Here is a 12,074-nt window from a genome sequence, read left to right as displayed (position 1 = left end):
CACCTGACCCCATGCCGAACTCAGAAGTGAAACGCCGTAGCGCCGATGGTAGTGTGGGGTCTCCCCATGCGAGAGTAGGGAACTGCCAGGCATCAATAAAAGACAAAAGCCCCGTACGCAAGTACGGGGCTTTTGTCTTTTATGTGATCAGGTAATTTATTCCACGATGAGAAAGCTCTGCCATGACTTGCAGTTTTTAGTGTGGGGAAGTTGAAGATATATCTGTAAATAAAAGGCCACCTTGTCGGTGGCCTTTTGTATTTTTACCGCTTACTAAGCATAAATCAGTGATTAGAGCTCTGTGATATGCCGATCCCGGTCTGTGAACGAACAAACTGAGGATAAAAACGCTCTCTCTCTTTCTGTCCTTCCAGAGAATTATCCGTAATCGAGAAGAACCAGGTGCCGACAAATGCAACGATCATGGAGAATAATGCCGGATACTCATAAGGATAAATTGGTTTCGCATGTCCCAAAATCTGTACCCAAATCGTAGGTCCCAGAATCATCAGGATCACAGCCGTCAGTAATCCGAGCCATCCCCCAACCATTGCTCCACGCGTTGTCAGTTTCGCCCAATACATCGAGAGTATGATGATCGGGAAGTTGCAACTTGCTGCAATCGAGAATGCTAATCCCACCATGAAGGCAATGTTTTGTTTTTCAAACAAAATACCCAATCCGATAGCGACAATACCCAGAACAATCACGGTTACTTTCGACACACGTAATTCATCTCTCTCCGTTGCTTTACCGTCTTTGATTACGCTCGCATAGAGGTCATGAGATACCGCTGAAGCACCTGCCAGCGTTAAGCCGGCGACTACCGCCAGGATCGTTGCGAATGCAACAGCAGAGATAAAACCGAGGAAGAAGCTACCACCGACGGCATCTGCCAGATGCACAGCGGCCATGTTGTTCCCGCCAAGCAAGATGCCGCTTGCATCTTTGAATGCCGGATTAGACCCCACCAGCACTATTGCACCAAAGCCAATAATGAAGGTCAGAATGTAAAAATACCCAATAAATCCAGTGGCATAGAACACGCTTTTACGGGCTTCTTTGGCGTCGTTTACGGTGAAGAAACGCATTAAAATGTGTGGCAGACCTGCGGTCCCGAACATCAGCGCAAGACCCAGCGACAATGCCGATATGGGATCAGAGACTAGCCCTCCTGGGCTCATGATCGCGATACCTTTCGGATGGGCTGCGACCGCCTGGGTGAAGAGCGTATTGAAGTTAAAGTTGACGGACTTCATGACCATGACGGCCATAAATGTGGCACCGGCTAACAGCAGGATCGCTTTAATGATCTGAACCCATGTGGTTGCCAGCATGCCGCCGAAGAGGACGTAGAGCACCATCAGGATCCCAACCAGCACCACAGCCACGTGATAGTTCAGGCCGAACAGGAGTTGAATTAACTTACCGGCACCCACCATCTGAGCAATCAAATACAGAGCGACGACAACCAATGAACCGCAGGCTGAAAGTACGCGGATAGGCTTCTGTTTAAGGCGGTAAGATGCCACATCTGCGAAGGTATATTTGCCCAAATTACGCAGACGTTCGGCGATCAGGAACAAAATGATCGGCCAGCCAATCAGGAAACCGATGGAGTAAATTAATCCGTCGTAACCCGAGGTATACACCAGCGCGGAGATCCCGAGGAAAGAAGCCGCAGACATAAAGTCCCCGGCAATTGCCATACCGTTCTGCAGCCCGGTGATCTTACCGCCTGCAGTGTAATAGTCCTGACGAGAACGGGTTCGTTTGGAGGCCCAATAGGTGATGTACAGCGTGGCGCCAACGAAGAGCAGGAACATCACAATTGCTTCAATATTGAGAGGCTGAGCCTTCACTTCGCCGGAAATACCTTCTGCAGCGAATACGCTAAAAGGAAAGGCCAGAGATAACAACAGAAGCAGGGAACCACGGCGAGCACTCATGGCTGCACCTCACGGACGATATCTGCTGTCAGCCGGTCAAATTCACCATTTGCGCGAATAACATAAATACCGGTGAGTATGAAAGAAATCACAATCAATCCGACGCCGACAGGAATGCCCCGCGTAATGGTGGCTCCTTCATACAAGGGCGTTCCCAGCCATTGCGGGTCGAATGCGATCAATAAAATAAAGGCGACGTACATGACCAGGGTAATACCTGAAAGCAGCCAGGCAAAACGGCTGCGCTTTTGCACCAGCTCCCTGAAACGCGGATTACTTACAACTCTCTGATAAATGAGATCATTCATCTCAGTGACTCCTTTGAGGCATTGATAGAGTTCACCGCGCCAGGGCGGTGAAAATTAGGACGGCACTTTCATTGATTGTTTTTCTTCCAACAGTTTCTCGACAACGCCCGGATCCGCCAGCGTTGAGGTATCTCCCAGATTGCTTGTGTCACCGGCTGCAATTTTGCGCAGAATACGTCGCATAATTTTGCCGGAACGGGTTTTCGGTAATGAATCCGTCCAGTGAAGAATGTCCGGGGTGGCAATCGAACCAATCTCTTTTCGCACCCAGTTTCTGACTTCCGTATACAGCTCAGGGGAAGGTTCTTCGCCATGATTCAGCGTGATGTAAGCGTAAATTGCCTGACCTTTAATGCTGTGCGGGATGCCAACAACTGCGGCTTCTGCAATTTTAGGATGAGAAACAAGCGCAGATTCAATCTCTGCCGTGCCCAAACGGTGGCCAGAAATGTTCAGAACATCATCCACACGGCCAGTTATCCAGTAGTAACCGTCTTCATCACGGCGGGCACCATCTCCGCTGAAATACATGTTTTTGAAAGTGGAAAAGTAGGTTTGCTCGAAGCGTTCATGGTCACCGAACAGAGTGCGTGCCTGACCAGGCCATGAATCGGTGATCACCAGATTGCCTTCGCAAGCGCCTTCCTGAGGCACGCCCTCGTTATCCACCAGCGCAGGTTGAACGCCGAAGAAAGGACGCGTGGCGGAACCGGCTTTCAGTTCAGTCGCGCCAGGCAACGGCGTGATCATGAATCCGCCGGTTTCGGTTTGCCACCAGGTATCGACAATCGGGCACTTGCTGTTCCCGATTGTTTTGTAATACCACTCCCAGGCCTCCGGATTGATCGGTTCCCCGACGGACCCCATGATCCTCAGCGATTCGCGGCTGGTCCCTTCAATCGCTTTATCGCCTTCAGCCATCAGTGCACGAATTGCCGTGGGTGCGGTATAAAGAATATTCACTTTATGTTTATCAATAACCTGCGCCATGCGTGCCGGTGTCGGATAATTTGGCACTCCTTCGAACATCAGGCTTATCGCCCCACAGGCCAGCGGGCCATAGAGTAAATAGCTGTGGCCGGTCACCCAGCCGACATCAGCGGTACACCAGTAAATGTCGCCGTCATGGTAGTCAAAGGTGTACCTGAAGGTCAGTGCGGCATAAACAAGGTAACCGCCGGTGGTATGCAGCACGCCTTTCGGTTTGCCGGTGGAACCTGAGGTATAGAGGATGAACAGCGGGTCTTCGGCATTCATTTCTTCGGGCGGGCAGTCTGCCGGGACGCCTGAGATCGCGTCATGCCACCAGATATCACGTCCTTCCTTCCATTCACCCTGTTTGCCGGTGCGTTTGAAAATAACGGAGTGAGTCACCGTCGTGACGGAAGGATTTTTCAGAGCGTCATCTACGTTTTGTTTCAGTGGAATGGTTCTTCCAGCACGCAGGCCTTCATCCGCAGTGATCACGACTTTAGCGCTTGAATCTACAATGCGTCCCGCCACGGCTTCCGGTGAAAAGCCCGCAAAAATCACAGAATGCACGGCACCAACACGGGCACAAGCCAGCATTGCCACCGCCGCTTCCGGCACCATAGGCATATAAATAGCCACGACGTCGCCTTTCTTAACGCCCAGATTTTTCAGCACATTCGCGAACTGACAGACGTCATGATGCAGTTGTTTGTAGGTGACGTGCTTATTTTCAGCGTTGGGGTCATCGCCTTCCCAGATTAATGCGGTCTGATCGCCTTTCTCTGCCAGATGACGATCCAGACAGTTGGCGGCGAGATTCAGAGTACCGTCCTCAAACCAGCGAATATCGATATTTCCCGGCGCGAAAGAGGTGTTCTTCACTTTTGTGAAAGGTTTAATCCAGTCGAGAACTTTCGCCTGTTCTCCCCAGAATGCCTGCGGATCTTCTACAGACTGTTGATAAAACTGCTGATATTTCTCAGGTGTGATCAGGGTACGTTCTGCAACAGAGGCAGGAATAGGATGCTTGTAAACATGGCTCATGGTTTTTCTCCTTTGATTTGTTAATGATATGTCAATCAAAGGTTAAGTGTAGTTTGCGTCAGGCCTTTGTTTGCTTTTTGGGTGTCAGATCACGCAAGTCGCGCTAAACCGGCAAGACATTGGCAAGGCCGCTGCGGTACATGCCACATAAGTAAACATTAAAGGGTGATCCTTTAATGGCCGGTGGCAGTAAAAACCACTGAAAAATATCCTTACTCATAAAGTCGCATTAATAATGAAATAAGAAAGAAGCCGAATATGATCTCTGCCGAAATAGGGAATATTCCTGACATGCGAGTTTTTTGACCTGCATGAAGGTTTTTCCGACATCTGACCCCAAAAATGTATCAATGCCGGTTCGAAAGTGAAAATAATTTAGATTAAAAGTAAATATTTGGTTAAATAAAGCTTAATCTGGCACATTAACCGAAGTGATTTACCTTCATGGCGTAACATTTAATGTTAATAATTTTTACCTATAAGTTAATTTCCCTTCATAAAGATGAGATTTAAATATTAATGTAAGACTAAAGTTCTTAATATTTGCATTATGCAAATTATTATAACGTTAAAAAGCAAATATCAGTATATTGATCTGGCAAGAGAGGGGTGCTCTCTTCGGTACAGCGAAAAATATCGCTTAATAGCTTATGGCTTAATAACTACCGTTAAAATCTCAAGGACAAATTATGTTTAACGCCAAGAACAAGACACTGATTATTGCTTTATCTGCCTTTATTTCTGCTTCAGCTTTTGCAGAAGATGCGACCGGAACGCCTCCTGTGGGTGCCGACCAGGGCTCAGGCCGTATTCATTTCACCGGAACCGTGATTAATGCGCCATGCTCAATTGCTGCAGGCGATGAAGACATTAATGTCAATATGGGCCAGGTCGCGAATAAAGTATTGGAAAGCGGCAATAAATATTCTCAGAACGTTAACTACACCATCCATCTGCAAGATTGTAACCTGACCGCGCAAACCGCGGGTTCAGTTGAGTATCCGGCTATGTCTAAAGTGGCGGTTTCCTTTGCCGGCACGCCAGACAGCAGTGCCACTGAATTGCTGGCAAATACCGGCAGCGCGAAAGGCGCGGGCATCCGTTTAATTGATGCCAACGGTGACTTGCTGAAAGTGGGTGATACCTCTAAAGACATCAATCTGGTCACCGGTAACAACGAGCTGGTCTTTGCTGCGCGTGTGGAAGCGAATACTCAGCCGGTTTCAACCGGTACGATCGTTTCTCAGGCTACTTACGCGCTGAATTATAAGTAATCGTCTTTTTTATTAAGGGGAGTTTTCTCCCCTTTATTTTCAGGTGCATCGGGGTTCCGTGCTGGATCTATAAAAATAAAAAAGTGGCGTAATTATGTTGTTTGCCTTGGACAGAGCGTCAGCAGTAAAGAGGATCACTTCAGGGTGTATTTTCCTCTTCTCAGGATGCCTTATTTCAATCAAAAGCTTCGCGGTAGAGTTTAACGTTAACTTTATTGATTCTGCTGATCGTAATAATGTCGATCTCTCACGCTTTCAGACTGCAAATTACATCGCCCCCGGAGAATACCTGTTAGATGTGGTATTGAATGGCCGTACCCTGGGCGATCAAAGCCTCATAAAATATATTCCGACAGACGATAGTTCTGTTAACAACCAGAACAGCCGTTTGTGCATACCGCCTTCACTGGTCGATAAATTCGATCTGACCCCGGCTGCGCGGGAAAAACTTACGCTCTGGCATCAGGGCCAGTGCACTTCTCTGGATCAGCAGAAGGAAGTGACTGCGCGTTACGATCAGGAAAAACAAACGCTGAATATCAGCATTCCGCAGGCCTGGTTAACCTTTCATGATGAAAACTGGGTGCCACCCTCGCAATGGGATGAGGGTGTGAATGGCGCGTTACTCGATTACAACCTGCTGGGCAGTAAATATATGCCACAGCAAGGAGACAGCTCGACCAGCGTCAGCAGTTACGGGACCACTGGATTCAATCTGGGGCCGTGGCGGGCACGCGCGGATTATCAATATTCAGCTTCACGCACCTCTGGCAGCCCGGCTAAAGATAAATTCACCTGGACGCAGACCTATCTGTTTCGCGCGCTGCCTTCCATTGGTGCGCGTCTCACCGCCGGCCAGACTTATTTCAATTCCGATATCTTTGATTCATTTCGTTTTATCGGGGCTTCTGTGAACAGCGATCAGCGAATGCTGCCGCCATCTCTGCGCGGTTATGCACCGCAGGTCACGGGTATTGCAAAAACCAACGCCAAAGTGAGTATCAGCCAGAATGGCCGTGTGATTTATCAGACTAACGTTTCTCCGGGGCCGTTCGTGGTTCAGGATCTGACAGAAGCTGTGCAGGGCGCGCTGGACGTAAAGATCGAAGAGGAAAATGGCAGCGTCACAACCTATCAGGTGACGACCGCGACCATTCCTTTCCTGACCCGTAAGGGCCAGGTGCGCTTCAAGACCGCGATGGGCAAACCGACAACCGGCAACAATAACCGCGTTTTACAGCCAGGCTTTTACAGCGGTGAAATGTCGTGGGGCGCGTTGAATGATTTCTCGTTGTACGGCGGGCTGATTTCGACCACCGGTAATTATCAGGCGCAGGCACTGGGCGTCGGGCAAAATCTGCAAAAACTGGGCGCAGTGTCTTTCGACGTGACGCGTTCATCGGCAACGGTTCCGGTGGCGGGCAGGCAGACGGGGTTCAGTTATCGCGCCAACTATTCGAAGCGTTTTGATTCCACGGGCAGCCAGATCACCTTTGCCGGCTATCGTTTCACTGAAAAAACCTTCATGTCGTTCAGTCAGTATCTCGACAAAGTGAATGGCGACGGCTATTCCCGTGACGATAAACAAACCTACACCGTGACTGCCAACCAGTATCTGCCGTGGCCGGCGATCACCCTGTATTTGTCGGCCACGCACAAGGTCTACTGGAACGAAAATCCAAGCAACAACTACAGCGTGTCGGTGAGCAAAATTTTTGATATCGGACGTTTCACCGGTATTTCAGCCACCTTCTCGGCCAGTAAGCTGAAATACCGTGATACCGATGAAAACCAGATGTTCCTGTCATTCAGCCTGCCGCTCTCTTCCGGGCAACAGGTCAGCTACGACGCACAACAGGATTCGCAGGGCGGTTTCTCGCAAACCGCGTCGTATTACAACAGTCAGGATCCTAATAACACCTGGCGCGTCGGCGCAGGGGGCAGCAGCCCTGATCTGCAAAAAGGCGATGGTGTCTTCCGCGCCAACTATCAGCACATGTCTCCTTATGGCCAGTTTGGTGTGAACGGCAGCGTCAAAAATAACGATTACCGGTCGGTGAACGCCAACTGGTATGGCTCGATGACGGCGACGGCGGCTGGCGCGGCATTGCATCAAAGCAGCGCGGGAAGTGAACCGCGAATGATGGTGTCCACCGGCGTAAAAGGTATTCCAATCAGCGACGGTGCGTCGGTCACCAATGATTACGGCATCGCCGTGGTGAACGGCGTATCCAGCTATCAGACCTCCGATATCCGCGTCGATGTAAACCATTTACCGGATGACGTAGAGGTGTACAGCTCGGTGGTCAGTAAGACACTGACCGAAGGAGCGATTGGTTTTCGCAAAATTCGTGCGATCAAAGGTGAACGTCTGATGGCGGTGATCCGTCTGGCCGACGGCAGCCATCCGCCCCTGGGGGCTTCTGTCACCGACAACAGTTCCGGGTTTGAAGCGGGGCTGATTGGCGATGGCGGGCTGGCCTACCTGGCCGGGGTTTCCGGGGAGAAATCGCTGACCGTACGCTGGGGAGATGAAAACCAGTGCCGCATTCAGGTGCCATCAGACACCGCAACGCAAAGCGGCCAGGTGTTATTACCGTGCACCTGAGCGCGCAAACAACCATGAAACAGAGCTAATCAGCAAAGGAATGACCGGATGAAGAACCTGATATTACGATTCAGTGGCGCACTACTCATGTTAACCGGAGTGCTCCAGCCGGTGCTCGCCGCCGTGAATCTCGACCGGACACGCATCATTTATAACGCCAGTGATAAGTCTGTCAGCGTAATGCTTGAAAACCAGAGCAAGGATTTACCTTATCTGGCGCAGGTCTGGCTGGAGAATGCACAGGGCGAAAAAATCACGTCTCCCCTGGTGGCGCTGCCGCCGATGCAACGCATTGATGCCGGTCAGAAGAGTCAGATCCGTATCTTGCAGTTACCCGAGGCGGCCGCACTCCCTAAAGACCGTGAGTCGTTGTTTTATTTTAACGTGCGTGAAGTGCCGCCAAAGAGCGAAATGGCCAACGTCATGCAGGTGGCGATTCAAAGTCGGGTGAAATTGTTCTTCCGCCCTGCTGAATTACGCAAGTTGGTAAAGGGCAACTGGCAGGAGCAGCTTCAGATAAGCCGTCTCAATGACGGGCTGAAACTGACGAATCCCACGCCGTTCTATATCACCGTCGGGTATTTGGGCAAAGACAACAAAGGCAACGTGCCGGGTTTTGACAGCGTCATGCTGGCGCCGTTTGCCACAGAATCACTCACCGGCAGTCAGTATGTCAGTGCCGCTTACAGCATCGGTTATATGGACGACTACGGCGGCCTGCAGATAAATCAGTACACGTGTACCGCCATGCAATGTCAGCGCATCAGCAAGGATGCCAAAAAATAACCCCAGTGCGAACTCTGTGTGAATGAGCCGGTTTATCTGAAAGGTAGGGAGAGTTATGCCTGAAATTTATAAATTAGTCCGGGTGCGGGTGACGCTATTTCTCCTGCTGTGCCTGTTTTCCGGCAGTGCACTGGCGCTCGATTGTGTGGAAAAAGGCACCGGCATAGTGGATAAACCGGCCATTCCGGTCGGCCAGCTGGCGATCCCCGCTAACGTACCTGTCGGCACTAAAATTTGGGAATCGAACGACATTAATGTGACGGCCTATTGCGACAATGTGCTCGGCTCGATCATTGACGTCGTCCATTTCTACTTCAACCCAAAATCCCAGTCGATTGGTGAAGGGTTGCTGCTGGGTGTCAGTTATAACGGGCAGGATTTGGAGCAAAACGAGCAGCGCCTTAGCACCAACAGCGCGCCCATCAAAAGAGGGCAGAACGTCACGGTGAATGTCACGTTCCGCTTGTACATCAAAGTCAGCGGTAATGCGCCTTCCAGCGGGCATTATCAGGGGGCCGATCAGTTCACGGTATTCCAGCTCGACGGCAGCAGAGGCATCAACAAATCACCGGGGGCTAAAAACCTCAAATACAACCTCTCGGGATTACAGGGGATCCGTTTTCTGGCCTGCGGTTCAGATTTGAAGGTTTACCCGGAATCGCAGATCGTTGATTTTGGCGCGATTCAAAGCACCACGCTTTCGCGCTCCTCCGGGATTTCGCTGCCCTTTGCTATCAAGGCGGTAAAGCAGGGATGTCTGGATAATTTCTCACTTCAGGCCGAATTCTCAACGGCCAGTCCTTTACTTGATAACACCGCCATTGACCTGTCGAACGGCGCGAAGCTGATGCTTTATAACGAGAAAGAACAGGCGATTACCTTCAATCGCTACGACAACTTTGCTGAACTGAACAACGTCAATGAAGTCACCAAAAACTTCACAGCAAAACTCAGCGCGATACCAGGGAAAACACTTTCACTTGGGCAGTTTGACGCGTCAGTGATCGTCAAGATCAACTATTACTGACCCATTTCAGTACAGGGAGAACGACATGTTTAGAACCGCCAAGCTGCGTGCGCAAGCGCTGGAAGAACCGGTTTACTCAGCACAGGCACCGGAACTCATAGCCGAAACTCAGATTCACGCGATGCTGCAAACCCTGCGGGAAGATGCGGGGTTAAGTAAAACCGAGCTGGCCAGGCGTCTCGGCGTGACGCCTCCGGCGATCACGCGCCTTGAAAAGCGTCCGGCGCAGGCCAGCTTTAACACCCTGACACGTTATGCGCAGGCCTGCGGCTTCCATCTTTACCTGTATTACAAATAACTCAGAGATCGTTTTTAAACACGCACATGGTCAGCGGTGACTGGTTGCTCTCGATCAACATGGTGTTGTCATCGTATTTCTTGAGCACCAGCGTGTCAGTCTGGCCCGCCATAAAAAAACTGTTCATCAATAAAAGTGAGGACATCCTCCAGTCCATATTATCAACGCTGTCGGTATTTATTTGGGTACTGGTAAGTGAGTAGGTGTTAGTGTATTTACTCTCATGCACATAACGATAATAAATATTCCTCAGGATCGTTTTTCGCTCAATCACCTTACCGCTGCGATCATACAAATACCCCGTGCCGCTGAGAGAGATCAAGATTTTATTATTGTCGAGAAAACTAAAGTAGAAGGATGTCGTCATCCGTGCCCGTTGATCATCATAAAGGGCGTCAACAATCATATTTCCCCGGCAGGATGTGTTGACAGGAAAGGCGGCTTTATCATTCTTCAATAAATTGCCGTATATAACTATGCCAGGCAATAACCCAACCAGTAATAATGTAAGCAGAATGTTCTGCAGACCGGGCGATGGCCATTTTTTAAAACTGATCATGCGTTGTCCTGTCATTTGCATAATAGCTGATGCAAATGTTGATGTTATGCGATTCATTAGTGCTGCACTGCGCCATAAAGTCACGAACTGATCCTGTATCAACAGGCGTAATGAATTGCTCACTTTGAAATATGAAAATATTTCCCGGAGAGCAGAGGATTTTTTGTTTCATCATAAAGGTTTGTGCCAGTTGGAGGAACTCCGCCTTTCTGGCCCCGGATACTGGCGCGGTGGAGTAAAGTTCACAGGCACCGATGTTAGCTACCAAAAGCTTCGCTTTAGGATCAATCATCACGCTGTGTAAAATATACAGCCCCCAGGTTGTCAGAATGATCAACGTAAAAACACTGATAATTAAGTATATTTTACGATGTTCTTTATGTGTAGCCGCGAATGTTGGCTCCTGAGCTTCTGATGTTTCAGGTACTGAAGGTGCCGTTTCGTGCAGGGTGACAGGGGGTTCAGGCGCACTGAACGCTTCCTCCGGCAGAAAAGTGTCTTTTTCCTGCGGCAGGTCCAGCCCCGACTGCAGCGTAATAGTCGTTTCTTTTCTGATGATAAAACCGACCTTAGGCACAGTGACGATGAATTCATCGACATAACCCAGTGTGGAAATCACTTTACGTAATTTGCTGATGCAATGATTGAGGTTATTATTACTGGCTGTCAAACCATAGTCATCCCATACTTTTTTAAAGAATGTTTCACGCTGTACAACGGTACCCTGTTGCTCAATTAACAGGGATAATATTCTCCGCGCAGGATTAGATACCGTGATGTTACTTTCAGCGTCGCTCAGTAATGAAAGTGAGTTATCCTCCGGATTAAAGACTATTTGATTTTCAATCAGATAAATCATATGCATCCCTTTCTCCCTGTCTTGAATATCCTGAATTTTCACTGCATCAGGTAATTAAGTGCCATTATGCTGTTGTCATTTGCCTTTATATACCGTGAGTACGGCCAGCCAGTATAAACCCGTTCTATTAATGAAATAGAATTGTGTCCGAATAGTTTACACGTGACCTGAGATAAGTCTTAACGACAAAACATATTTTTTTGGCAGGACGTTATTGTGATAAAAGCTATAAATCACGTACGGAATTTTAGTAGTGCGTCATTTATCAGGATCCGGGAGAGGGTATGACGGTGTAGATGGTGTTGTTACACAGAAAAAATGCCATAAACCTCAGAAAGCAAAAAACCCGCCATAGGCGGGTTTCTTTAAACAGGGTGCCCGGACTCGGAC

General features: G+C 49.3%; 10 protein-coding genes and 1 rRNA gene. 6 read left to right on the top strand and 5 right to left on the bottom strand.

What is annotated here, in order from left to right; genetic code table 11:
• A 5S ribosomal RNA gene (gene rrf, locus ED901_RS00060) occupies positions 1 to 91 on the top strand; the annotation flags it as partial.
• Positions 92 to 284: 193 nt separating this feature from the next.
• On the opposite strand, the gene actP is transcribed toward rrf, so the two are convergent.
• From actP to acs, 3 genes are read right to left on the bottom strand one after another with little or no spacing between them, the layout of a single operon-like run.
• Entirely contained in the window at positions 285 to 1,949 is a 1,665-nt protein-coding gene (gene actP, locus ED901_RS00055) for a cation/acetate symporter ActP (RefSeq protein ID WP_122094104.1), read from the bottom strand.
• On the bottom strand, positions 1,946 to 2,257 hold the full coding sequence (locus tag ED901_RS00050; RefSeq protein ID WP_056782518.1) for a DUF485 domain-containing protein: 312 nt from the start codon (positions 2,255 to 2,257) through the stop codon (positions 1,946 to 1,948). Before ED901_RS00050 ends, actP begins: the two co-directional genes overlap by 4 nt.
• A 54-nt stretch (positions 2,258 to 2,311) precedes the next feature.
• Entirely contained in the window at positions 2,312 to 4,273 is a 1,962-nt protein-coding gene (gene acs / locus ED901_RS00045; RefSeq protein ID WP_122094102.1) for an acetate--CoA ligase, read from the bottom strand.
• A 689-nt stretch (positions 4,274 to 4,962) separates the two neighbouring features.
• On the opposite strand from acs, the gene ED901_RS00040 reads away from it, so the two are divergent.
• The 5 genes from ED901_RS00040 (at position 4,963) to ED901_RS00020 (ending at position 10,266) form a co-directional block, all read left to right on the top strand.
• A complete protein-coding gene (locus tag ED901_RS00040; RefSeq protein WP_056782516.1) occupies positions 4,963 to 5,547 on the top strand; it encodes a fimbrial protein in 585 nt (194 codons plus the stop codon).
• Between the two features lie 94 nt (positions 5,548 to 5,641).
• Positions 5,642 to 8,155: a fimbria/pilus outer membrane usher protein gene (locus ED901_RS00035; protein ID WP_122094100.1), complete on the top strand. Its 2,514-nt coding sequence runs from the start codon at positions 5,642 to 5,644 to the stop codon at positions 8,153 to 8,155.
• 48 nt (positions 8,156 to 8,203) lie between these two features.
• Complete coding sequence (locus tag ED901_RS00030; RefSeq protein ID WP_122094098.1) at positions 8,204 to 8,941, top strand: molecular chaperone; 738 nt, start codon at positions 8,204 to 8,206, stop codon at positions 8,939 to 8,941.
• Positions 8,942 to 8,996: 55 nt separating this feature from the next.
• Complete coding sequence (locus ED901_RS00025) at positions 8,997 to 9,968, top strand: fimbrial protein (protein WP_122094096.1); 972 nt, start codon at positions 8,997 to 8,999, stop codon at positions 9,966 to 9,968.
• A gap of 25 nt (positions 9,969 to 9,993) precedes the next feature.
• Positions 9,994 to 10,266 carry a helix-turn-helix domain-containing protein gene (locus tag ED901_RS00020; RefSeq protein WP_056782512.1) on the top strand — a complete coding sequence of 91 codons (273 nt, stop codon included), beginning with the start codon at positions 9,994 to 9,996 and terminating at the stop codon, positions 10,264 to 10,266.
• 1 nt (position 10,267) lies between these two features.
• On the opposite strand, the gene ED901_RS00015 is transcribed toward ED901_RS00020, so the two are convergent.
• Together ED901_RS00015 and ED901_RS00010 are read right to left on the bottom strand one after the other, a co-directional pair.
• The gene (locus ED901_RS00015) at positions 10,268 to 10,825 is read right to left on the bottom strand and encodes a FidL-like protein (RefSeq protein WP_122094094.1); all 558 of its coding nucleotides are present in this window, start codon (positions 10,823 to 10,825) and stop codon (positions 10,268 to 10,270) included.
• On the bottom strand, positions 10,812 to 11,684 hold the full coding sequence (locus ED901_RS00010) for a winged helix-turn-helix domain-containing protein (protein WP_240993849.1): 873 nt from the start codon (positions 11,682 to 11,684) through the stop codon (positions 10,812 to 10,814). The genes ED901_RS00015 and ED901_RS00010 overlap by 14 nt, the downstream gene beginning before the upstream one ends.
• Positions 11,685 to 12,074 lie beyond the last annotated feature (390 nt).

Source organism: Rahnella sp. Larv3_ips (genome assembly GCF_003697865.1).
Lineage (GTDB): Bacteria > Pseudomonadota > Gammaproteobacteria > Enterobacterales > Enterobacteriaceae > Rahnella > Rahnella rivi.
Note: the sequence above shows the minus strand (reverse complement) of the source record. Positions and strands in the feature narration are given on the sequence as shown.

What these genes read in the sequence shown, in the direction of transcription:
- ED901_RS00030 (WP_122094098.1), top strand. Translation starts at nt 8,204, where the DNA reads ATGAAGAACCTGATATTACGATTCAGTGGCGCACTACTCATGTTAACC.
- actP (WP_122094104.1), bottom strand. Translation starts at nt 1,949, where the DNA reads ATGAGTGCTCGCCGTGGTTCCCTGCTTCTGTTGTTATCTCTGGCCTTT.
- ED901_RS00010 (WP_240993849.1), bottom strand. Translation starts at nt 11,684, where the DNA reads ATGATTTATCTGATTGAAAATCAAATAGTCTTTAATCCGGAGGATAAC.
- ED901_RS00020 (WP_056782512.1), top strand. Translation starts at nt 9,994, where the DNA reads ATGTTTAGAACCGCCAAGCTGCGTGCGCAAGCGCTGGAAGAACCGGTT.
- ED901_RS00015 (WP_122094094.1), bottom strand. Translation starts at nt 10,825, where the DNA reads ATGATCAGTTTTAAAAAATGGCCATCGCCCGGTCTGCAGAACATTCTG.
- ED901_RS00050 (WP_056782518.1), bottom strand. Translation starts at nt 2,257, where the DNA reads ATGAATGATCTCATTTATCAGAGAGTTGTAAGTAATCCGCGTTTCAGG.
- acs (WP_122094102.1), bottom strand. Translation starts at nt 4,273, where the DNA reads ATGAGCCATGTTTACAAGCATCCTATTCCTGCCTCTGTTGCAGAACGT.
- ED901_RS00040 (WP_056782516.1), top strand. Translation starts at nt 4,963, where the DNA reads ATGTTTAACGCCAAGAACAAGACACTGATTATTGCTTTATCTGCCTTT.
- ED901_RS00025 (WP_122094096.1), top strand. Translation starts at nt 8,997, where the DNA reads ATGCCTGAAATTTATAAATTAGTCCGGGTGCGGGTGACGCTATTTCTC.
- ED901_RS00035 (WP_122094100.1), top strand. Translation starts at nt 5,642, where the DNA reads ATGTTGTTTGCCTTGGACAGAGCGTCAGCAGTAAAGAGGATCACTTCA.